The organism is Streptomyces sp. JJ38, assembly GCF_019303475.1.
Taxonomy (GTDB): domain Bacteria; phylum Actinomycetota; class Actinomycetes; order Streptomycetales; family Streptomycetaceae; genus Streptomyces.
In genome coordinates, this window is record NZ_JABLSI010000019.1 from 1 (window position 1) to 19,346 (window position 19,346).

Below are 19,346 nucleotides of genomic sequence, written 5' to 3' on the forward strand. Positions count from 1 at the left end.
GCGGGCCGAGGGCGGGCGGCGTCCCGGGGCGTGGCCGACGGCGGGCGCGGGGGCGGGTTCCCCGGCGGGGGCACGTCCCGCGGAAGCGCCTGCGCCCCAGGCCCCGGCCCCGCAGAACCCGGCTCCGCAGGCCCCGGCCCCGCAGGCCCCGGCCCCGCAGAGCGGTGGGGGCGGTGTCGCGCAGGTGCGGCAGATGTGGCCGGACGTGCTGGAGGCCGTCAAGAGCAAGCGTCGTTTCACCTGGATTCTGCTCAGCCAGAACGCGCAGGTGAGCGGCTTCGACGGGACGACGTTGCAGCTCGGCTTCCCGAACGCCGGAGCGCGGGACAACTTCTCCTCCGGCGGCAGCGAGGACGTGCTGCGATCCGTGCTCAGCGAGCGCTTCGGGGTGCAGTGGAAGATCGAGGCCGTCGTGGACGCGGGCGGCGGCGAGGGGTCGGCGTCCGCGGCGCCGTCCCGGCCGTCGTACGCGCAGCAGCCGCCGCCGTCCGCGGGGTTCCAGCCATCACAGCCGTCACAGCCGTCGCAGCCGCCCCAGCAGCCGTGGCAGTCGTCCACCCAGGCCCCTCAGGTTCCTCAAGCCCCCCAGGCTCCGCAGAACCCTCAGGCACCCCAGGGGCCCCAGCCGCCTCAGTCGTCCCACCAGCAAGGCGGCCCGTCGCCGGCGCGGACCGCCCCGTCCGTGCCCCCGGTGGCGGAGAGCCCGCCGCCCCCCGCCGTGTCCGTTGAGGACGACATTCCCGAGGACGACGACCCGGATCTGGACGAGTCGGCGCTCTCGGGCCACGACCTGATCATCCGCGAGCTCGGGGCCACGGTGGTGGAGGAGATCAACCACGAGTGAGTCGGACGGGAGTACCGCGGAGCACGTAGGCTCGGCACACGAGCACGTGTCAGTGCCCGCCAGCAGGCGAGCCAAGCGGACGAAGGAGCGAGCCCGTGTTTCCCGGTGGTGGTCAGCCCGACATGCAGCAGCTGCTGCAGCAGGCCCAGAAGATGCAGCAGGATCTCGCCGCGGCGCAGCAGGAGCTGGCGGAGACGTCGGTCGAGGGCTCCGCGGGCGGCGGCCTGGTCAAGGCGACGGTGACGGGGTCCGGGGAGCTGAAGGCCCTCGACATCGACCCGAAGGCGGTGGACCCGGAGGACACCGAGACGCTGGCCGATCTCGTGCTGGCCGCGGTCCGGGACGCGAACGCCGAGGCGCAGAAGCTCCAGCAGGAGAAGCTGGGCCCGCTGGCGCAGGGTCTGGGCGGCGGCGGGGGCGGCGGCATCCCCGGCCTGCCCTTCTGAGCCACCACGACCACCAGGACCCCCAGGACCCCCAGGACAAGGCGCACGAGGAGCAGCGGTGTACGAGGGCGTCGTTCAGGACCTCATCGACGAGCTGGGCCGGTTGCCCGGTGTGGGGCCGAAGAGCGCCCAGCGGATCGCGTTCCACATCCTCCAGGCCGACCCCGCCGACGTGCGGAGGCTGGCCAGTGCGCTGTCCGAGGTGAAGGCGAAGGTGCGGTTCTGCGAGGTCTGCGGGAACGTGGCAGAGGAGGAGCAGTGCCGCGTCTGCCGTGATCCGCGGCGTGACCCGTCGGTCATCTGTGTGGTGGAGGAGCCCAAGGACGTCGTCGCGATCGAGCGGACGCGGGAGTTCCGGGGCCGCTACCACGTGCTGGGTGGCGCGATCAGCCCGATCGAGGGTGTCGGGCCGGATGACCTGCGGATACGGGAGTTGTTGGCGCGCCTCGCCGACGGCGCCGTCACCGAGTTGATCCTGGCCACGGACCCGAATCTGGAGGGTGAGGCCACCGCCACGTATCTGGCCCGGATGGTGTCGGCCATGGGTTTGAAGGTCACGCGGCTGGCCAGCGGTCTCCCCGTGGGGGGAGACTTGGAGTACGCCGATGAGGTCACGCTGGGGCGGGCCTTCGAGGGGAGAAGGTTGCTTGATGTCTGATACGACGCACGCTGCCACGGTAACCACGGAGGGCTCGCGCGTGGCTTCACGGCTGAGCGACGCGGCTGCCCCGGACGACTTCGCCGTTCAGATCGCCGATCAGGTCGAGAGCTTCATCCTCGCCGTCACGGAGGTGGCGAAGGGGGACGAGCCGAGCAGCGCGGTGCCGTATCTGCTGCTGGAGGTCTCCCAGCTGCTGCTGGCCGGGGGCCGCTTGGGCGCGCACGAGGACATCGTTCCCGACGAGCGGTACGAGCCGGACACGGGCCCCGAGCCGGACGACGTGGACGAGCTGCGGGAGCGGCTGGCGACCCTGCTGGACCCGGTGGACGTGTACTCGGAGGTCTTCGACCCGTACGTCCCGCGGAACGCGCCCGTCACGAGCCGGATCTCGGACGACATGGCCGACGTCGTCACGGATCTGCGGCACGGTATGGCGCACTACCGCGCGGGCCGGACGTCGGAGGCGCTGTGGTGGTGGCAGTTCTCGTACCTGTCGAACTGGGGCTCCACGGCCTCGGCGGCGCTGCGTGCGCTGCAGTCGCTGGTGGCGCACGTCCGGCTGGACACGCCGCTGGGCGAGCTGGACGGCCTGGACACCGACTCGGGCGCGGCCGGCGACGACGGCGAGCTGGAGCGCGAGGCCGGGGCGGTCATGGCCGCCGAGATCGGTGTGCCGCTGGGGATGAGGCCCAGCGGCGACGGCAACGTCTGACGGACGCCGTTCCCCTTTCCCCGCCGCCTCCCGGAACCCCGTTCCCGGCGGGCCCGTCCCCACGTACGGAACGCCGCCTCCCGGTGAGGGAGGCGGCGTTCCGTACGTGGAGCAGGGCCTGCCGATGCCCCCTCGGCACCGGCAGGCCCTGTCGTGGCCTGGAGGCGTGACCGTCAGAAGGTCAGGCTCCAGGAGTCGATGTAGCCCGTGTCGCCGCGGTAGACGTCGGTCACCCGGAGCTTCCAGGTGCCGTCGGCCGCGACGGACGAGGCGTCGACGGTGTACGAGGCGATGACGTTGTCGGCGCCGTCGTAGTAGTCGTTGCTCTTGAGGACGGCGGACGCACCGTTCGGGGCGACGATCTCGACCTTGAGGTCACCGCGGTAGGTGTGCTTGATGTCGACGTCGATCTTCAGGTCGGACGGGGCGTTGCCGCCGATGCCGCTGACGGCGATGGCCGAGGTGACGGAGTTGCCGGCGTCCGGGATGTTCACGTTGTCGGAGTTGGTGAACACGCCGGTGCCGGGGTCGGTCGGGTCCGTCGGGTCGGTCGGGTCCGTCGGCTCGCCGCCGATGGCGGTGAGGGTGGCGGCCGCGTCGGCGAGGCCGGCGCCGCAGCCGCCGCTGCACGAGCCGGGCAGGGCGCGGGCGTTGTTCTCGATGGCGGTCTCGACCTCACCCGGCGTGATGCCGGGCTTGGTCTCGTACATCAGCGCGGCGAGGCCGGCGATGTGCGGGGCGGCCATGCTGGTGCCCTGGTAGGCGACGTAGTTCTCGTTGCCGATGCTGCGGGTGCCGCTGTTCAGCGTGGAGAGGATGCCGTTGGCGCTGGAGACGGCCGTCTCGCCGCCGGGGGCGGCGATGTCGACGACGTTGCCGTAGTTGGAGTAGCTGGCGCGGTTGCCCTCGCGGTCGCTGGCGGCGACGGTGATGACGTTGTCGCAGCTCGCGGGGTTGTAGTTGGCCGCGTTGGCGTTGCTGTTGCCGGCCGCGACGACGACGGTGGTGCCGCGGCTGACGGCGCCGTCGATGGCGTTCTGGGTGCCCGCGTCGCAGGAGCCGCCGCCGCCGAGGCTCATGTTGATGACGTCGGCGGGGTTCGGGTTGTCCGGCACGCCCTGGACCGAGCCGCCGGAGGCCCAGATGATGGCGTCGATGATGTCGGCGGTGGTGCCGCCGCACTTGCCAAGGACGCGCACGGGCTGGATGGTCGCGTTGTGGGCGATGCCCGCGATGCCCTGGCCGTTGTCCGCGGAGGCGGCGATGGTGCCCGCGACGTGGGTGCCGTGCCAGGAGTTGTTGGTGTCACGGGCGGGGACGGGGCGGCCGAACTGGTCGGTGCCGCACTCGCCCTTGTTCATCCAGTCGCCGGGGTCGGAGGCGTCGGCGTCACGGCCGTCGCCGTCCTGCGACATGAAGGTGTCGGAGATGAAGTCGTAGCCGTCGATGACGTTCGCGGCCAGGTCGGAGTGGGCGACGTAGCCGGTGTCGATGACGGCGACGTTGACGCCCGAGCCGGTGGAGCCGGAGGTCCAGGCGTTCTCGACGTTCATGCCCGCGGTGGCCTCGAAGAGGTCCCACTGCTGGTTGTACAGCGTGTCGTTGGGGTCCGCCATCGTGTACATGCGCGTCTCCGGGACGACGTACGCGACGTCCGGGTCGGCCTTGTACTCGGAGATGACGTCCTCGAGGGCGCTGTCCTTGAGCTCGCCGCCGAGGTCGACGAGCGCGGCGCCGGTGCCCAGTCGGCGTTCGAAGTCCAGGGACTCGCCGGCCTTCTTGCCCTTGGCCTTGGCGTCCTTCTTGGCCTCGGTGTTGGACTTCGCTTCGCTTGCCTGCGTCTTGTAGCCGACGATGAGGCGCTGGGCTGCGCTGTCGGCGGTCTCCTCCGCACCTGCCGCGGTGGGCTGGGCGCTGGGGGCGGCCAGGGACGTCGTCACTCCCGTGCCCAGGAGTGCGGCCGTGGCTACTGCCAGGACGGATATGCGGAGATGTCTGGAACCGTTCAAGGGGGTGCTGCCTTTCACGGGCCGGCCCCGGAAAGCGGAACCGGCGAATGGTGCGGTTCATGACAAGTCGCGCATGCTGCGTCGGCCGCCCGGTGGGGGGTGGGGTAGGGGGTTGGGGTGGGGGGTGGCGGCCAAGGGGGTGGACGCGGGCAACGGAGGGAACGCCGACACGAATGCGATGGGTGCGCGCACTCGTGCTCGGTGCCGGGACCGCAGGGTGCCGGTGACCCCGCCTTGGTGAACGGTGCCCTCCCGCACGCCCGCTCCCTCCGGGGTGCCCTTGCACGACACCGGCTGGCCGAGCGCGGTCGCAGCGAATCCCCCGCAGCGGGTGAACGTTCGACCAACCGGTGGCCAGGAACCTACGGACGGACAGCTTGTACGACTATCCGGATGCCGCAACCTACGGATACGCAATTAACCCCAGCGTCCGTCGGACGCCTGGTCTAGTCCTGACCTGCGCTTTCGGGGAAATCGGCGGACTCCCGGGCCTCTGCGAGGTCCTGTCGGGACGCCGTGCCCAGCTTCCGCATCGCGCGGGCGACATGCTGCTCCACGGTCCGGGGCGAGAGGTGCAGCGTTGTCGCGATCTCCCGGTTGGTCAACCCCGTCGCAGCGAGTTCCGCGACCTCGCGTTCGCGGGGGGAGAGTTGGTCCCCGTACGACGGGCGCCCCGGCGGGCGTCGCCCTTCGGCGGGCTGGTGCGTGCGTAGCGCCGCCCGCACCCGGGCCGCGTCCCAGGCCGCGCCGAGCTCGGCGAACCGCTGGGCCGCCGTCGCCAGCTCCGCGACACCCTGCGACCGCGCCTCCTCGGGGGTGCGGGCCACGGCGCCCCGCGCGGCGGAAACTGACGAACTGCCGCTTCCGTCGCGCTGGTTTTCCTCGCCCGCGTCCTCCTCGTGCGGCTCACTCGGGTGGCCCTCGCCTCCTCCGCCGTCCGCCGAGGCCGCGGCCGGGTCCGAGGCCGCGGCCGGGTCCGGGTCCGGGGCCGGGTTCGAGTCCGAGTCCGTGACCGAGGCGAGCAGGCAGCGCCCCGCGCCCTCGGCCGTCAGGGCCTGGACGTAGGGGCGGGGGAGTGCGGCGAACGCCGCCTCGGCCTCCTGATACAGGACCGCGGCCTCTGACGTCCGGCCCGTCGTCTCGGCGAGCACCGCGCGCGTCCAGCGCAACGTGGCGAAGGCCGCGGGCGTGTCCAACCCGTCGAGCCCGGCCGCGAACTCCTCCGTCATGGCGTGTGCTTCGGCCGCCTCTCCCGCGCGGGCCAGCGCCTCCACGGCCCACGGGACCAGTTCCACGGCCCACACCCACACGCCCTTCTCCGCCAGCTTCGACCACGCCGCGCGGGCCTCCTCCGCCGCCGCCGGGAGGTCCTGCCGGGCCAGCGCGAGACGGATGAGCGCACCCGACACCGCCGAGGCCAGCGGCGCCGCCGCGTGCTCGACGGTCGGGGCGTCCGGACCCGACAGCCAGGCCAGCGCCCGGCTCCACTCGCCCTGCGCCAGGCAGAGCAGACCCGCCACCATCCGCGCGTCCGCCGAGATGACCGGCATGTCGGAGGTCTTGCGGACGAACTCCGCGCACCGCTCGACCAGGCCGTCCCACCGCCCCTCCGTCCACTCCAGCAGCAGCCTGGTGCCCAGCCCCGTCTGCTCGGTGTAGGGGGAGCCGCTCTTGGTCGACAGCTCCAGCCCCTGCTCCAGCAGCTCCCGGGACCGCTCGTAGTGCCCCAGCCACGCCGCCGCGTTGGCGGCGTTGCACAGCCCGCGCGCGGCGTGGTGACGCCGCTTGGGGTCCGGGCTGTCCATGGGCAGCGCCTCCAGCAGCTTCCACCCCTCCGGGTTTCCGTAACTCAGCGCGAGTGAAGCGCGGTTGGCGGCGACCGCCGCCCGCACCACGTCGTCACCGCTGGCCTCCGCCGCCTCCTCGGCCTCCCGCAGCCACGCGTGGTGGACGTCGAGCGAGCTGCCCGGCCAGTACGGCATGGCCAGCGCCGACATGGCCCGCGCCGCCAGGTCCGGCCGTGCGGCGCGCAGTTCGCCCGCGGCCCGCTCCAGCTCGCCCCAGCCCTGGTGGCTCATCCCCACCTGGTTGCAGAGCAACAGCCCCAGGTCGAGCCGCATCTCACCGCGGACGGTGGCGGGCAGCCGCTCGTCCTCGACGATCTGGGCCAGCACCTCCACCGTCTGGTCCGACCGCAGCCCCACCACCGCACTGCTCGCCAGCACCCCCGCCAGGTGCGCCCGGGTCTCCAACGGGACGGCGGACGAGGCCAGCGTCGTCTCCAGCAGGCAGATGGCCTCCTGGTGCCGCCCCGCCTGAGCGTGTTCCCGGGCCGCCCGCTCCACGGCCCGCAGCCAGCCCCGGACCCGGCCGCTGGCCCTGCGGTGCTGCGCCAGCGCCGTCCACGGCACCGGCTGCCTGCGCTGGAGGACGTCCGCCGCCCGCCCGTGCAGCTCCTGCCGGACGGGTCCGGGCAGCGTCGCGTAGACGGCGTCCGCGGCCAGCGGTACGGGCAGGGCGTACCGGTGCTCGGCGTCCTCCGCCAGCGCGCCACCGGTGAGCGCGGCGACGAGGGCGGCATGGCCGGGCGCGGTGCCGTCGCCCCCGTGGTCGGTGTCGGTGTGGTCATCGGCGTGGCCGGGGCCGCCGTCGAGCCCGGCGACCGCGAGCAGTTCCGGGCCGCTCACCGGCTCACCCAGCACCGCCGCCGCCCACACCACGCGGCGGGCCCGCGCCGGGAGCGCCGCCGTCCGGCCCAGCACCAGGTCCCGCAGCCGCACCGGCACGCCGACGTCGTCCACGTCCGCCGCCGTGCACCGCAGCCGGGTGCTGTCCCGCAGGGCCGCCAGCAGGTCCACCACGACCTGTGCCACGCCGCCGGTGCGCTCGTGCAGCCGGGCCACCGCCTCCGGCGTGCAGCCCTCGCCGACCGCCTCCACGGCGGCCTGCCGCACCTGCTCCGGGGTCCACGGCGCCAGCCGGTGCGGCAACACCGTCAGCTCGTCCCCGTACCGGGGTGGCGGCGCGCCGAGCGGCAGCCCGGCCACGGCCAGCTCCTCGGGCCGGTACGTCACGACCGCGGCCAGCCCGGGGCGCGGGTTCTCCAGCGTGCCCCGCAGCCGGGCCAGCTCCTCGGCGTCGGCGCGGTGGACGTCGTCCACGAGCAGCAGCACCGGCCCGCCCGGTGCGACCTCGGGCGGTGGCCCGGCCGCAGCGCCGCAGCGCCAGGACACCGTCGAGCCCCGGGCGGCCTCCGGCAGTTCGGTCAGCCGTCGCAGCAGCCGGCTCTTGCCCGTGCCCGCGAGGCCCTCGACGAGGATGAGCGTCGGCCCGGAATCCGCCTCCGCCAGCGCCCGCCGCAGCCGACGCACCCAGAATTCCTCACCTACCGTGACCACACTGCTCCCGAGCGCTGCTCACCGGGCCTGCCGGCGTTCTTTGCGTATCCGTACTTCAGTTTGCCCTGATTGCTGGGAGAGGGGGACGGCGGCAGCGTGGTTTTCACGAGTAGTCCAGATCCCGGACCCCTGGGAGACGGCTACGGGCAAGCGGAACAAGCGCGCAGGAGAGCCGCATGATCACCGCAGAGCACGGCGCACACCACCAGCAGAGCGTCACGACGACGCTCGCCGAGCCCTCCGCCACCCCGGAGCAGGCCGCGTGCACGCTGCCGGTCACGCGCGCCGCCGCACCCGCTCTCCGCCACTTCGCCACGACCACCGCACGCGGCTGGAACCTGCGCGAGGAACTGCACGACGCCCTGGCCCTCGTCGTCACCGAGCTGGTCACGAACGTCATCCTGCACAGCGGCAGCGCCGACGTCAGCCTGCGGATGCGGTGCGTGCCCACACGGCGCACGCTGCACGTCGAGGTCGAGGACGCGGGCCACTGGCGCCCGCACGCCGTCCCCGCCCCCGACGCCGACCAGCGCTACGCCGAGCGCGGGCGCGGCCTCGCCCTCGTCGAGGCCTGCGCCACCAGCACCTCCGTCCGGCTGACTCCGGCCGGTACGACGGTGCGCGCCGAGCTGCCGCTCAGCTGAACCGCGGCCGCCCGGACGACGTGCTCACTCGTCCCAGGCCTGCACGGTCGTCTGCTCGGTGATGCGTCCGTCCCGCAGTGTGGCCATCGAGCTGGCCAGCACCCTCGTCCCGTCCGGGTACTCGCAGGACTCCACGTACGCGATGTGGTCGCCCTGCACCACGCACTCCTCCAGCTTGTGCGTCATGTCCCGTGAGAACACGTCCTCCAGCACGCCCCGGATCTCGTCCCGGCCGTGCCTGACCATCGGGTGGCTCGGCTGCGTGTTCCGGTCGATCATGCGGTACTCGGCGTCGTCCGCGTAGAGCTCCAGCATGGTCCTGGTGTCCCGCCCCTCGACGGCGCGCCTGAGCGCGTCCGTGTCGAAGGCGGAGCCTGCTGCCGCGGTGCCCATGAGTCTCTCCTTCTTCCGTCCGTTCCCTGTCGTGATCCTGAGCTTGTCCGCCCCCTGTTCCAGATTGCGCCTCCCGCGCCGGGCGGGCCAGTTCGGCGGGTCGACGGCCAAGGGCTGTGTGATGATCAGACGATGGTGGGGAACCCGGCGAGACGACGACACCTGACCGCGCGGCCTGCCGCACACCGCCTCTGGGCGCCCCTGGCAGCCTGCGCGGCTCTGCTGACCGGCTGCGGCGCCGGGCCGACGGTGACGGCGGCACCCGCGGGCGACGGCCCGCCCACCCGCGAGTACTCCGTCGAGGCCGACGAACTGGACCTCGACGGCTCCGATGCTCCGACCGGCGGTGACCGGGCGTTGCCCCTGCCCCCGCCTCCGACCTCGGTCCCGAATCCGCTCCCGCCGGACCCGACGCCCTCGCCCGAGCCGACCACCTGCCCCGACTCCGGCGTGCGCATCACCGCCCCCTGGCCGCCCGAAGCCGCCATGGGCCTGCGGGCCATGGGCCTCACCCTCACCAACTGCGGTGATACCCCATACACCGTCGAGGGCTACCCCGAAGCCCGCGTCCTCGACGCCGACCGTCGGCCCGTCGACGTCCGGGTACTCGACGGCACCGGGCACATCACCGCCACCGGCGGGCAGGACGCCGCCGTTCGCCGCGTCACGCTCCAGCCCGGCGAATCGGCGCAGGCCAGCGTCGTCTGGCGCAACACCGTGGAGTTCGGGGACATCGTGGGCGCCCCCCACCTCGACGTCGCTCCCGGCGCCGGGGAGCCCTGGCACACCCTGACCCCCGACGGCGGCCTCGACCTCGGTACCACCGGCCGCATCGCCCTCAGCCCCTGGCGTCCCGCGCCCTGACGGCAGGCCCCAAGGGCAGGTCAACTCAGCAACCCCGTAACTGAATTGTTCCCCCCTTGGGTCGCCGGGCGACCTCCGCTAGCCTGAGCCGCATGCATGGGGGACTGGAAGAAAATTCTAGTTTGAGCGGTAGCGGCGCCACGCCCCTCCAACCGGGGGACCCACGGCGCATCGGCTCGTTCCGGCTGCTCGGGCTGCTCGGCGCGGGCGGTATGGGCCGCGTCTACCTGGGAGACTCGGCGGGGACGTACGTCGCCGTCAAGCAGGTCCTCCCGGCGCTGGCGGAGGACCAGGACTTCCTGCGCCACTTCGGGCACGAGCTCGACAACCTCGCCCGACTGCCCGACGGCGTCAGCGCACGCCTGCTGGAGAGCGACCGGGACGCCCAGCCGCCCTGGCTCGCCACGGAGTTCGTCCCCGGTGTCACCCTCAGCGACGCCGTCCGGCGGAACGGCGAGCCGCTGCCGCCCGACAGCCTGTGGAGGCTGCTCCGGGACGCGGCGGCCGGGCTCAGCGCCGTCCACGAGGCCGGCATGGTCCACCGCGACCTCAAGCCCTCCAACGTCATGCTGACCCTCGACGGCGTGACGCTCATCGACTTCGGCGTCGCCCGCGCGGCCGACCAGAGCCGGCTGACCCGGACCGGCATGGTCATCGGCACCCCCGCCTACATGGCCCCGGAGCAGGCCGTGGCCGAGCGGGAACTCACCGGCGCGGCCGACGTGTTCGCCCTCGCCGGGCTCATTCTCTACGCGGTGAACGGCCGGCCTCCCTTCGGCGACGGCTCCGGCCCCGACCTCTTCTACCGCGTCGTCCACGCCGAGCCCTCCCTCGGCCGCCTGCCCGAGACCGACGCGGAGCTGGCGGCCGTCGTCGGGTCGTGCCTCGCCAAGGACCCCGCGGACCGCCCCACCGCCGCCGAACTCACCGGCCTGGCGGACGAGCACGTCCCGGCGGCGACGACGGCCCTGTGGCCGCAGCCCGTCGAGGAGCGGATCACGCAGCGGGCCGCCTTCGCCGCGCAGCCCCCGCCCCCGCTCCCGGCCCCTCCCGAGCCGGAGCCGGAGCCGGAGCCGGAGCCCGAGCCCCAGCCCGATGCCGCGTCCGTTCGCGGTACCGCGCCCGACGCCAAGCCCACCCGCGAGCCGGGCGCAAGGCGCAGGCGCCGCGGGATGCTCCTCCTCACCCCCGTCGTGGTCGCCGCCGGCACGATCCTGACCGTCTCGCTCACCCCTCACCTGCTCCCGCCACGGGACGCCGGTGCCGACGCCGACGCCGACGCCGCCGAGCCGCCGTCGGCCGTCGCGCCACCGTCCACCGAGACGCCGACCGAGGACTCCCAGAACGCGAACTCCCCCTCGCCCAGCCCCTCGGGCCGCCGGGACGAGCCCTCCGGCAGCCCGTCGCCGGGAGCGCCCGGACCGGCCGAGGGCACGGACGGCGGCACCGGCTCGGGCGGCGGCACCGGAGGCTCCGACGGCGGCACCGCCGGAGGGCCGGACGGCTCGGGCGGCGGCTCCGGCGGCACCGGAAGCCCGGGCACGTCCGGAGGCTCCTCGGGCGGCTCCTCGGGAGGCTCCTCCGGTGGTTCCTCCGGTGGTTCCTCCGGGGACTCGGGAACGTCCGGCGGCTCGGGAACGTCCGGCGGTTCCACCACCTCCGGCGGCTCCACCGGCGGCACCCCCGAGCAGCCCCCGCCGTCGGGGAGTCACCAGATCCGCAGCGCGTCGACGAACCGGTGCGTCGCCGAGTCCGACAACCCGTACGGCGGCTCCGCCGTCCAGAACGCGGCCTGCGGCTCCCAGGCGAGCAACGGCACCACCCGCTACTACCAGTGGACGTACGCCTCTGTGGGCGGCGGCACCTTCCGCCTCGTCGCCCAGAGCTCCCGCCAGTGCCTGGAGTCGGTCAGCTACGCGGGCTACTCCCTCAAGGACTGCGACGGCTCGGATGCCCAGCACTGGCGCGTCGGCACCACGTCGTCCAACGGGCACAGCCTCGTGAACGTGGCCGACGGGACGTGCCTCACCGTCAACAGCTCCTACGGGCTCCAGGGAACCGCCTGCAACCCGTCCGACCTCGACCAGTTCTGGCGCAACTCCTGACCGCCGACCGGGAGGGGCCGCCCGCGGCCTACGGCAGCCGTCCCTCCCGGTTGATCTCCGTGACCCGCGCCCGCAGTTCCCCGAGCACGCCCGCCGGGCGCAGCGCCTCCGGCGGGTAGTCCCACTCCACGCCCCCACCCGGCGGCCGGAGCTGCACGTATCCGCCCTCGAACGCCATGACCCGTCCGACCCGGTCCGAGCGCACGTCCACCGCGTACACGCCGACCTCCGGCGACCACGGCATCACCGCCCGCACCCCTTCCGCACCACGGCCGCCAACGCCAGGGCCGTCTCCTGGTTGCACCGCCCCAGGTCCACGAGCGGGCGCGGCACCTCCCGCGCGACGGACACGAGATCCACCCGCAGCGACGGCAGCTTCACGCCCGCCGACCCCAGGGCCTCCCGCAACTCCTCCGCGACGGCCTCGGCCGCCCCGATCCGCTCGATCGTCGTCCTCCTGTCCGACGCCATGCCGCACCGCCTTTCCACGCTGAGTGTTCACGTTCCACACCCAGCGTGTCCGTTCAGGGGCTAGCGTTAACAGCGGAAATGTCCAACAAGGACGCCTGCTCAGTGGGGAGTTGCACCACCATGCCCGCACCCAAGAAGCTGGACCCCTCCTCCTCGCCCCGCGCCTTCCTCGGCGCCGAGCTCCGCTACAAGCGCGAAGAAGCCGGAATGACCCAGGAGGAACTGGGCCAACACCTCTTCGTCAGCGGCTCGTTCATCGGGCAACTCGAATCCGGAACCCGGCGCATGCAACCCGAGTTCGCCGCCAAGTTCGACGAGATCTTCAAGACCGACGGCTACTTCTCCCGCAACTGCGCGGCCGCGGGCAAGTCCCGCTACCCGGACCACTTCGCCGCGGCCGCCGAAGCCGAGGCCATCGCCACGGACATCAGGGAGTTCGCCCCTCTTCTGATCCCCGGCCTCCTCCAGACCAGGCCCTACGCCCGCGCCGTCTTCCGCGCCTACCAGCCCACCGCCCCGGAGGACGTCATCGACGAACTCGTCGACGCCCGGCTGGACCGCGCCCACGTCCTCGACGATCCGACAACGCCCCTGTTGTGGGTGATCCTCGGCGAGCCCGTCCTCCGCCAGGTCGTCGGCAGCCGCGCCGTCATGGCCGAGGCCCTCACCCACATCGCCACCCTCGCCCGTCGCCACCGCATCATCGTCCAGGTCCTCCCGTTCGAGGCGGGCGCCCACGCGGCGCTTGAGGGGTCGCTCAAGCTGATGGCGTTCGACGGCGCTCCCCCGCTTGCCTACCTCCAGGGACTGGGCACCGCTCAACTCAGCGATGATCCGGAACAGGTAAGGCACCACACCATGACTTACGATCTCGTCGGGGCGGCTGCGCTTTCACCGGAACGCTCCCTGACCCTGATCGAAGCGGTAGCGGAGGAGTACACCCATGAAGAGTGAACACGACCTGCGCACTGCTCGCTGGCGTAAGTCGTCGTACAGCGGCGGCAGCGGTGGCGACTGCATCGAGGTGGCTGACGGCGTTCCCGGAGTGGTCCCGGTCCGCGACTCCAAGGCGCTGAACCGACACCCGCTGCTGTTCGGCGCCGCCCCATGGGAGGCGTTTGTGACCGCCGCAACGAAGAACACCTTTCGGCCGTTCTGAAGCGCGCCCGCATCAGGGCGTTACCCCACGGGCACTCTGGGGTCATGTTCACCTGGCGTAAGTCCACCCACAGCGACGGCAGTGGCGGGGACTGCCTCGAAGTTCTGGAGGGCGTCCCCGGCCTCGTCGCCTTCCGTGACTCGAAGGCGCCCGCGCGTAGCCCGGTGGTCGTACGTTCGGACAGTTGGACGTCCTTTATCAGATCCCTGAAACGCCGCTCCTGATGCGTACACCCGGTCGAGTGGGGTTACCTGGGGGGTGTAGCCGGGCCCGCAGGAGGACGCCATGGGGACGACGCTCACCTCAGAGCGCTTGACGCTGCGCTCGTGGACGCTGGACGACGTCGACGCCGCGCTGGCGATCTACGGCCACGAGGACGTCGCGCGCTGGCTCAGCCCCGCCATGGACACCGTCGGTGACCGGGACGCCATGCGGCTGCTGCTCCAGCAGTGGATCGCGGAGGACTTCCGCGCCACCCCGCCCACGGGACGCTGGGCCGTGGAGCTGACGGCCGAGCGGCGGGTGATCGGCGGCGTCGTCGTGCTGCCGATGCCTCCGGAGGGGGAGGACCTGGAGTTCGGCTGGCAGCTTGTGCCCGAGGCGTGGGGGCACGGTTACGCCGCGGAGGCGGGCAACGCGATCGCTCACTGGGCGCTGAGCCAGCCGGAAGTGGACGAGCTCTTCGCCGTCGTCCGCCCCAACAACACCAGGGGGGAGGCGACGGCCAAGCGCATCGGTATGGAGTGGGTGGGGGAGACCGACAAGTACTACGGCATGCGGTTGCAGGTCTACCGCCTGCGCGCCGGCGATCTCGACCACCCCCTCCCCGGCCAGACCACCGCCACCGACACCAGCCCTGACTAGCCGCGCCCGTCCCCACGCGGAGCAGGCCATCAGGTGGCCGCCGCATGCGAAGCCAGGAGCCAGGAACCATGAGCGAACAGATCCTGACCGAGGTCAGCGCGATCGTCGCACCCGAGCGTGAAGCGGACCTCGTCGCGGCCTACCGTGATCTCGTCGCCAGTGCCTTGCCGGCCGGGCTGGTCCGCACGGACCTGCTGAGCGGGGCCGACGGGCGGTGGCGTATCCAGACGGTGTGGCGGGACAGCGCCGCACTGGAGGCCGCGCGAGCTGCCCCGGATGGCCCGGCAGCGCCTCGACTGTTCCGTGACGTCGGGAGCGACCCGAAGCTAGCGGTCTTCGATGTCATGGGAAGCGGCGGCGCGTCGGGCGAGTCGCCCTGACACGCATGTCGCCGGACCCTCACGACGCATCGACCCCAGACCCTGAGCGAGCCCTGATCACGCCGTCGGCTCCACGACGAGCCGGGCCTTCCCCCGTCGTGGAATAACGCGTTTCCCCGCAGGCGGATGCCGCATAGGCTCGATCGCATGTCAGCGTACGTTCGCCCCCGGTTGTCGCTCCCGGTCTTCCGCGATGCCTCGGGCGCGGTGATCGAGTACGGGAATCGGTGGGGCGATGACGAGCCCCCGGCCGACTCCTACAGCGTTGACGCACACCCGGAGCGCTTCGCCCCGCTGCACACCGTCGCCGCCGCGCTCATCGACTACCTGGTCGACGCGTACGACGTCCGGCTGGGCCACGACCCGGCCCCTGTCGCGGACTTGGTGAGCGAGCTGGACGAGCCGCCAGTGCGCGTGGCCACGTTGACGCCGAACTCCTGCGAGGACGGGGCCCCCTTGGCGTTCGTCTTCACGGCGTACCCCTCGGTGATGGTGCGTGCCGGTGTCCTGCACGACTTTTCGCATCCGGTGTGCGGGTGTGACGCGTGCGACGAGGATGTGGAGGAGGAGGCCGAGGAGCTGGAGTGGCGGGTCCTCGCCGTCGCCGAGGGGAGGTTCCGCGAACACTACCGGCGCGGCGCGAGCTGCCCGATCGGCCATGCCTTCGCAGGGCCCGACGGTACCGAGAGCGAGAGCGGCAGCGCCTCTGCCGAGGGCTACCCGAAGGCCCGGCTCACCGAGGCGAGGAAGCGCCTCAAGGCGCTGCCGAACGGCTGGGCCACCTGGCCGCGCAGAGCCAACCAGGACGGTTGAACCCCATTGCGAGCCGAGTCCGCGGGGTGACCATCTCGGCCTCAGCGGCGTCGGCCGCGCCCGTTCCCCCGCCGACTCGCCACGCAGCACACGGGCCCTGCCGAAGGTCTCAGGGCTGGTCTCCGCTGAATTCCACCGGCCCTTCCGGGAGGCTCTCCGCAGAGCGGCACTTGAACATGTCCGTGACGAGGGTGCGTGTGACAGAAGCAGTGAGCGAGGCAAGTTCTGAGATGTCCTTGCCTGCATCGCTCTGGCTGCGTTCAGCGCGAGACGACCTGACTGCCAGTTGCAACTTGCCTTGATCGTCATGAGTGGACCGCGGGCACCCAACGAACATGAAGAAGGCGCCGTCCTCGTAGTAGCCGTACTCCTCACCCCATTCCACGCGGCGCCGATCTTCCTGTACCTCTTCCTGGGGATACGTATCCCCGTGACGGTACAGGTACCAGACGTTTACCGTCTCTTGGCCGGCGCTGAGAGTGCAGTTTCCCTTCGAGATTGTGTAATCCACCCACCCGAAATTCCCCCCGTACGTTTCCTCGGTAAACTGCGGCTCTCCTTCGCTCGGTAGAAGTTTCTCCACTTGGGCCCCTGCCAGTTTCTCGCTGCACACCTTCTCTGGGATTTGAATTTTCTGTGGTGCGGTGAAGAGGTAAATGCCGCCCGCTATCGATGCGACCGCCAGTGACGCGGCTGCGCCAATCATAAGCCGCTTCCATTTCTCGTGGGTCTTAGACCCTGGGTCGCCCAATGAAGAGTCCATCTGGGGAATCACCTTTGGTGGTTTCTACTTGGATCGCTCGTATGCTGCCTTGGTTTCCTGCCAAGCTGCGGTAGCGGCGTCGCCTACATTCTCGTCGTGACGTGACATGCCTGCCTGCTCGGCGCCAGCGTAGACAGTTTCCTTCATCGCGTCTGCGGAATTCCAGCGCTCGGAAGCGATAAAATTCTCGCGATCCTCGGCGATCTCTGCTGCGGCCGCTTCGGGGTCCTTCTTGAAGTGCTCGACCGTTGCCTCGCGTAGATCTTCGATGATCCATCCGGCCACGTCTCCACCCACCTTGGCTCGCTCCAGGCCCATCTCGGTCAGGCGACCAATCCACTTATCGGCGGTTTCGATCGACTTGTTGAATTCTTCGACCTTCTTTACGCGGTCGTCCGCTTCGGCGATTGCGTCTGCTTGGCCGACGGATGCGGCAGCGGCCACTTCTGCTCCGGGGAATGCTGCCTGGCGAGCGGCCTCCGACAAGCTCTTATCCCCGGGGTCGAGCAATGCCTCCCGCATTATCTCGGCGCTCACGGCCTGCTGGGCGTGAATTATTGCGGCGTAGGAATCTGGTTCTGTGGACACGTTCTCGATGAACCTGGACAGGTATTCCCCGTCCTTCCTGAATTCTGCTGGAGCGCCGTGGGATTCGATTCCCCCAAGATCGCCACCATTCATGGCTTTCTGGATGTCGTGCATGTATTCGGCGGCGACGTTGCCGAGGCTGTCGGTGAGGGCTTCGAGCTCTCCGCCGGGGCGGATGAGTGTGGCGGGCTCGCCTCCGCCGAAGCGGGAGACGAGCTTCTCGACGAGCTCGGCGCCCTCCTTGGTGTGCTTCACTGACGGGCCTTCGTCGCCGTAGGGGCGGCCCGAGGTGGCGGCTTCGAGGGCGCGGCCGAGGGAGTCGACGCCGTTGATCTCCTTCTCGTTCCAGATCTCCGCTGAGTCGGGACGCCACGTGCGGGCGCCCTTGCCGTTCTCGTCGCCGAGGAAGTAGTCGAAGTTGCTGAGCTTCTTCGGGTTGCCCTCGCCGCCCCCGGTCGAGCCGTGGAAGAACTCCTCGGCTGCTTCCGGGCTGTGGGACATGGCTTCCATGAGCCCCGTCATGGGGTCGAAGCCGCCTCCGTGCTTACCGAGGCTCAGGTCGATGCCACGCTGCCCCGGCTCGGGACTGGGGTGGCCCCACGTCTTGTAGTAGTTGCCGTTCTCCCGCTCGAACAGGACCATGTCCTGCGCGATGGGGTTGAGGAACTCCTTGTCGTACTCGCCGTGGCGGAAGATGTTCGCCAGGACCTGGTAGCCGCGTGGGGTGTAGGCCGTGTCCGGGTGGTTGAGAACCAGGGGTTCGCGGCCGAGTTTCTTGAGGTCGGCGATCCAGCGGTCACCGATGTACGTCTTGTCGCCGGCCGCCGTGGGCTGGTGGTTCGGCGGGAGGTCGGTGGCCGTGGCGAGGGTGACGCCCATGCTGTTCTGGATGTGGCGGGCGAGTTCGAGGCGTTCCTTGTCGCCGTCCATGGAGGCGTCGACGCCGAGTTGGGCGTGGAGGCGGAGGGCCTCCTCGGGGCCGAGCGCACGGTAGAACGCGGTGGCGAACGCGTCGTCCTTGGAGTTGTGCTCCATGAGGAGCTGCCACTCGGTGAGTTCCTTCGTGCTGAGCTGTTTGCCCTGCTCGGTGAGTTTCAGGCTCTTCTCGGCGAGCTGGGTGGCTCGTTCGGACTGGGCGTCGTCGAGTGAGTCGTAGGTCGCGTGGCCGAAGTTCCGGGCGTCGGGACCCTGGCTCTTGTCGAGGGCGCGGTTGAGGGAGGCGTCGATCTCCTCGGCGTTCTCGATCAGCCGGTTGAGCCGTCGCTCCAGGGCGTCGCGGGCTTCGATCTCGGCGTCGGTGCGTTGGATGGGCCCGGAGTCACCGGGGTAGGTGGCGAAGCTGACCTTGACGGTGCCGTCGCCGTTGTCGATGACGACGAGCATGGGGTCCCGGTGCTCGACGGCGCGCCTGAGGCTTTTCTGGATCTCCTCCAGCTCCGTGTGGGCGTCGCGCAGGACGCTCCAGATGCTGCGGGCCTCGGCGTGGGCGTCGTTGAACTCGTTGCCGGTCTTCTTGACGAACTCCCTGGTCACGGTGGCGTTGAGCCCGGCCCAGCGGGCGTTCTCGGAGAGGCGGACCATGCCGCTGTTGTGCGTGTTGGCATGCTCGGCGATGTCGTCGAGCGCGTCGACCATGGTCTTCCAGTCGTCCACTGCCTCGCCGAGTGCGCCGAGGTCCACGTCGCGCAGGTCCGCGAAGGTGATCTTCCCCATGATCTCTCCCCGCTCAGCGGATCAGCTTGTCGATCTCCGAGACGGAGAAGACGGCCTTGTTGTGGTGGTGTCGCATCGTGGCCTCGATGTGTGCCTCGTCCTCGGCGTGGCGCTTCTTGGAGAAGTCCAGGTGGTTACTGATGTGAGCGCAGGCTTGAAGCAACGTGTCGACCTTGGTCTTCCACGTCGCCTCGGTGATGTTGAGGGTGCGGCCGGAGAGGAAGTTGTGCCGCTCAAGGCTCAGGCCTGCCCTGGCGGTTGAACTGAGGCCCTCGCCGTCGCGCCCGGCGCCCTGGATGTCCGCCGCCTTCCTGAACCTGCCGTGCAGGTCGAACGCGGCGTTGCCCACCGCGCCCAGGTCGTCCTGGTGGACGACGAGATCGGGCTGGCCGCCGCCGTAGCCGCCCTCGCCGTCGAGGCCGTTGAGCCTGGTGGCGTTGTGTCGCTCCTGTGCGTTCGCCCGGAGCTCAGCCCATTCCGCGTCGAAACTCATGCAGCCCGATTCCGTCCCACTGTGGT

General features: G+C 71.2%; 20 protein-coding genes and 1 pseudogene. 13 read left to right on the forward strand and 8 right to left on the reverse strand.

The window, feature by feature from the left end:
* The 4 genes and pseudogenes from HPT28_RS12595 to HPT28_RS12610 form a co-directional block, all read left to right on the forward strand.
* A pseudogene (locus HPT28_RS12595) lies at positions 1 to 844 on the forward strand (DNA polymerase III subunit gamma and tau); the annotation flags it as partial.
* 95 nt (positions 845 to 939) lie between these two features.
* Complete coding sequence (locus tag HPT28_RS12600; protein WP_219091128.1) at positions 940 to 1,290, forward strand: YbaB/EbfC family nucleoid-associated protein; 351 nt, start codon at positions 940 to 942, stop codon at positions 1,288 to 1,290.
* A gap of 58 nt (positions 1,291 to 1,348) precedes the next feature.
* On the forward strand, positions 1,349 to 1,948 hold the full coding sequence (gene recR, locus HPT28_RS12605) for a recombination mediator RecR (RefSeq protein WP_219091129.1): 600 nt from the start codon (positions 1,349 to 1,351) through the stop codon (positions 1,946 to 1,948).
* Positions 1,941 to 2,663: a DUF5063 domain-containing protein gene (locus HPT28_RS12610; RefSeq protein WP_219091130.1), complete on the forward strand. Its 723-nt coding sequence runs from the start codon at positions 1,941 to 1,943 to the stop codon at positions 2,661 to 2,663. The genes recR and HPT28_RS12610 overlap by 8 nt, the downstream gene beginning before the upstream one ends.
* 173 nt (positions 2,664 to 2,836) lie before the next feature.
* Here the strand turns inward: HPT28_RS12610 and HPT28_RS12615 are convergent, their stop codons facing one another.
* Both HPT28_RS12615 and HPT28_RS12620 read right to left on the reverse strand, forming a co-directional pair.
* Entirely contained in the window at positions 2,837 to 4,672 is a 1,836-nt protein-coding gene (locus HPT28_RS12615) for a S8 family serine peptidase (protein ID WP_219091131.1), read from the reverse strand.
* A 446-nt stretch (positions 4,673 to 5,118) separates the two neighbouring features.
* Positions 5,119 to 8,043 (reverse strand): LuxR C-terminal-related transcriptional regulator, encoded by a 2,925-nt coding sequence (locus HPT28_RS12620; protein ID WP_219091132.1) that lies wholly within the window; start codon positions 8,041 to 8,043, stop codon positions 5,119 to 5,121.
* A 203-nt stretch (positions 8,044 to 8,246) separates the two neighbouring features.
* Here HPT28_RS12620 and HPT28_RS12625 point away from each other — a divergent pair, with 203 nt between their 5' ends.
* Positions 8,247 to 8,714, forward strand: coding sequence for an ATP-binding protein (locus HPT28_RS12625; RefSeq protein WP_219091133.1), 468 nt, complete (start codon positions 8,247 to 8,249; stop codon positions 8,712 to 8,714).
* Positions 8,715 to 8,738: 24 nt separating this feature from the next.
* Here the strand turns inward: HPT28_RS12625 and HPT28_RS12630 are convergent, their stop codons facing one another.
* The gene (locus HPT28_RS12630; RefSeq protein WP_219091134.1) at positions 8,739 to 9,107 is read right to left on the reverse strand and encodes a nuclear transport factor 2 family protein; all 369 of its coding nucleotides are present in this window, start codon (positions 9,105 to 9,107) and stop codon (positions 8,739 to 8,741) included.
* A gap of 132 nt (positions 9,108 to 9,239) precedes the next feature.
* Between HPT28_RS12630 and HPT28_RS12635 the strand changes: the two genes are divergently transcribed.
* Positions 9,240 to 9,971 (forward strand): DUF4232 domain-containing protein, encoded by a 732-nt coding sequence (locus tag HPT28_RS12635; protein WP_219091135.1) that lies wholly within the window; start codon positions 9,240 to 9,242, stop codon positions 9,969 to 9,971.
* Positions 9,972 to 10,063: 92 nt separating this feature from the next.
* Positions 10,064 to 12,076: a serine/threonine protein kinase gene (locus tag HPT28_RS12640; RefSeq protein ID WP_219091136.1), complete on the forward strand. Its 2,013-nt coding sequence runs from the start codon at positions 10,064 to 10,066 to the stop codon at positions 12,074 to 12,076.
* 28 nt (positions 12,077 to 12,104) lie between these two features.
* On the opposite strand, the gene HPT28_RS12645 is transcribed toward HPT28_RS12640, so the two are convergent.
* The gene (locus HPT28_RS12645; RefSeq protein WP_219091137.1) at positions 12,105 to 12,320 is read right to left on the reverse strand and encodes a hypothetical protein; all 216 of its coding nucleotides are present in this window, start codon (positions 12,318 to 12,320) and stop codon (positions 12,105 to 12,107) included.
* Entirely contained in the window at positions 12,320 to 12,547 is a 228-nt protein-coding gene (locus HPT28_RS12650; protein ID WP_219091138.1) for a hypothetical protein, read from the reverse strand. The genes HPT28_RS12645 and HPT28_RS12650 overlap by 1 nt, the downstream gene beginning before the upstream one ends.
* Before the next feature lie 120 nt (positions 12,548 to 12,667).
* Here HPT28_RS12650 and HPT28_RS12655 point away from each other — a divergent pair, with 120 nt between their 5' ends.
* The 6 genes from HPT28_RS12655 (at position 12,668) to HPT28_RS12680 (ending at position 15,763) form a co-directional block, all read left to right on the forward strand.
* A complete protein-coding gene (locus tag HPT28_RS12655; protein WP_219091139.1) occupies positions 12,668 to 13,501 on the forward strand; it encodes a helix-turn-helix transcriptional regulator in 834 nt (277 codons plus the stop codon).
* Positions 13,491 to 13,706, forward strand: coding sequence for a DUF397 domain-containing protein (locus HPT28_RS12660; protein WP_219091140.1), 216 nt, complete (start codon positions 13,491 to 13,493; stop codon positions 13,704 to 13,706). Before HPT28_RS12655 ends, HPT28_RS12660 begins: the two co-directional genes overlap by 11 nt.
* A gap of 44 nt (positions 13,707 to 13,750) precedes the next feature.
* Positions 13,751 to 13,930, forward strand: coding sequence for a DUF397 domain-containing protein (locus tag HPT28_RS12665; protein ID WP_219091141.1), 180 nt, complete (start codon positions 13,751 to 13,753; stop codon positions 13,928 to 13,930).
* Between the two features lie 61 nt (positions 13,931 to 13,991).
* Positions 13,992 to 14,570 (forward strand): GNAT family N-acetyltransferase, encoded by a 579-nt coding sequence (locus HPT28_RS12670; RefSeq protein WP_219091142.1) that lies wholly within the window; start codon positions 13,992 to 13,994, stop codon positions 14,568 to 14,570.
* Between the two features lie 68 nt (positions 14,571 to 14,638).
* On the forward strand, positions 14,639 to 14,950 hold the full coding sequence (locus HPT28_RS12675; protein WP_219091143.1) for an antibiotic biosynthesis monooxygenase: 312 nt from the start codon (positions 14,639 to 14,641) through the stop codon (positions 14,948 to 14,950).
* 147 nt (positions 14,951 to 15,097) lie between these two features.
* A complete protein-coding gene (locus HPT28_RS12680; RefSeq protein ID WP_219091144.1) occupies positions 15,098 to 15,763 on the forward strand; it encodes a DUF6226 family protein in 666 nt (221 codons plus the stop codon).
* Between the two features lie 109 nt (positions 15,764 to 15,872).
* On the opposite strand, the gene HPT28_RS12685 is transcribed toward HPT28_RS12680, so the two are convergent.
* Genes HPT28_RS12685 through HPT28_RS12695 form a run of 3 tightly spaced genes read right to left on the reverse strand, consistent with a single transcriptional unit; the run spans position 15,873 to position 19,320 of the window.
* Positions 15,873 to 16,526, reverse strand: a complete 654-nt coding sequence (locus HPT28_RS12685) for a hypothetical protein (protein WP_219091145.1) — start codon at positions 16,524 to 16,526, stop codon at positions 15,873 to 15,875.
* A gap of 24 nt (positions 16,527 to 16,550) precedes the next feature.
* Positions 16,551 to 18,827, reverse strand: coding sequence for a DUF6571 family protein (locus tag HPT28_RS12690; RefSeq protein ID WP_219091146.1), 2,277 nt, complete (start codon positions 18,825 to 18,827; stop codon positions 16,551 to 16,553).
* A gap of 13 nt (positions 18,828 to 18,840) precedes the next feature.
* Entirely contained in the window at positions 18,841 to 19,320 is a 480-nt protein-coding gene (locus HPT28_RS12695) for a hypothetical protein (RefSeq protein ID WP_219091147.1), read from the reverse strand.
* Positions 19,321 to 19,346 lie beyond the last annotated feature (26 nt).

Coding starts and splice junctions, on each gene's coding strand:
- HPT28_RS12695 (WP_219091147.1), bottom strand. CDS start 19,320: ATGAGTTTCGACGCGGAATGGGCTGAGCTCCGGGCGAACGCACAGGAG.
- HPT28_RS12675 (WP_219091143.1), top strand. CDS start 14,639: ATGAGCGAACAGATCCTGACCGAGGTCAGCGCGATCGTCGCACCCGAG.
- HPT28_RS12680 (WP_219091144.1), top strand. CDS start 15,098: ATGTCAGCGTACGTTCGCCCCCGGTTGTCGCTCCCGGTCTTCCGCGAT.
- HPT28_RS12685 (WP_219091145.1), bottom strand. CDS start 16,526: ATGGACTCTTCATTGGGCGACCCAGGGTCTAAGACCCACGAGAAATGG.
- HPT28_RS12650 (WP_219091138.1), bottom strand. CDS start 12,547: ATGGCGTCGGACAGGAGGACGACGATCGAGCGGATCGGGGCGGCCGAG.
- HPT28_RS12690 (WP_219091146.1), bottom strand. CDS start 18,827: ATGGGGAAGATCACCTTCGCGGACCTGCGCGACGTGGACCTCGGCGCA.
- HPT28_RS12670 (WP_219091142.1), top strand. CDS start 13,992: ATGGGGACGACGCTCACCTCAGAGCGCTTGACGCTGCGCTCGTGGACG.
- HPT28_RS12630 (WP_219091134.1), bottom strand. CDS start 9,107: ATGGGCACCGCGGCAGCAGGCTCCGCCTTCGACACGGACGCGCTCAGG.
- HPT28_RS12635 (WP_219091135.1), top strand. CDS start 9,240: ATGGTGGGGAACCCGGCGAGACGACGACACCTGACCGCGCGGCCTGCC.
- HPT28_RS12645 (WP_219091137.1), bottom strand. CDS start 12,320: ATGCCGTGGTCGCCGGAGGTCGGCGTGTACGCGGTGGACGTGCGCTCG.
- HPT28_RS12640 (WP_219091136.1), top strand. CDS start 10,064: ATGCATGGGGGACTGGAAGAAAATTCTAGTTTGAGCGGTAGCGGCGCC.
- HPT28_RS12625 (WP_219091133.1), top strand. CDS start 8,247: ATGATCACCGCAGAGCACGGCGCACACCACCAGCAGAGCGTCACGACG.
- HPT28_RS12655 (WP_219091139.1), top strand. CDS start 12,668: ATGCCCGCACCCAAGAAGCTGGACCCCTCCTCCTCGCCCCGCGCCTTC.
- HPT28_RS12665 (WP_219091141.1), top strand. CDS start 13,751: ATGTTCACCTGGCGTAAGTCCACCCACAGCGACGGCAGTGGCGGGGAC.
- HPT28_RS12660 (WP_219091140.1), top strand. CDS start 13,491: ATGAAGAGTGAACACGACCTGCGCACTGCTCGCTGGCGTAAGTCGTCG.
- HPT28_RS12610 (WP_219091130.1), top strand. CDS start 1,941: ATGTCTGATACGACGCACGCTGCCACGGTAACCACGGAGGGCTCGCGC.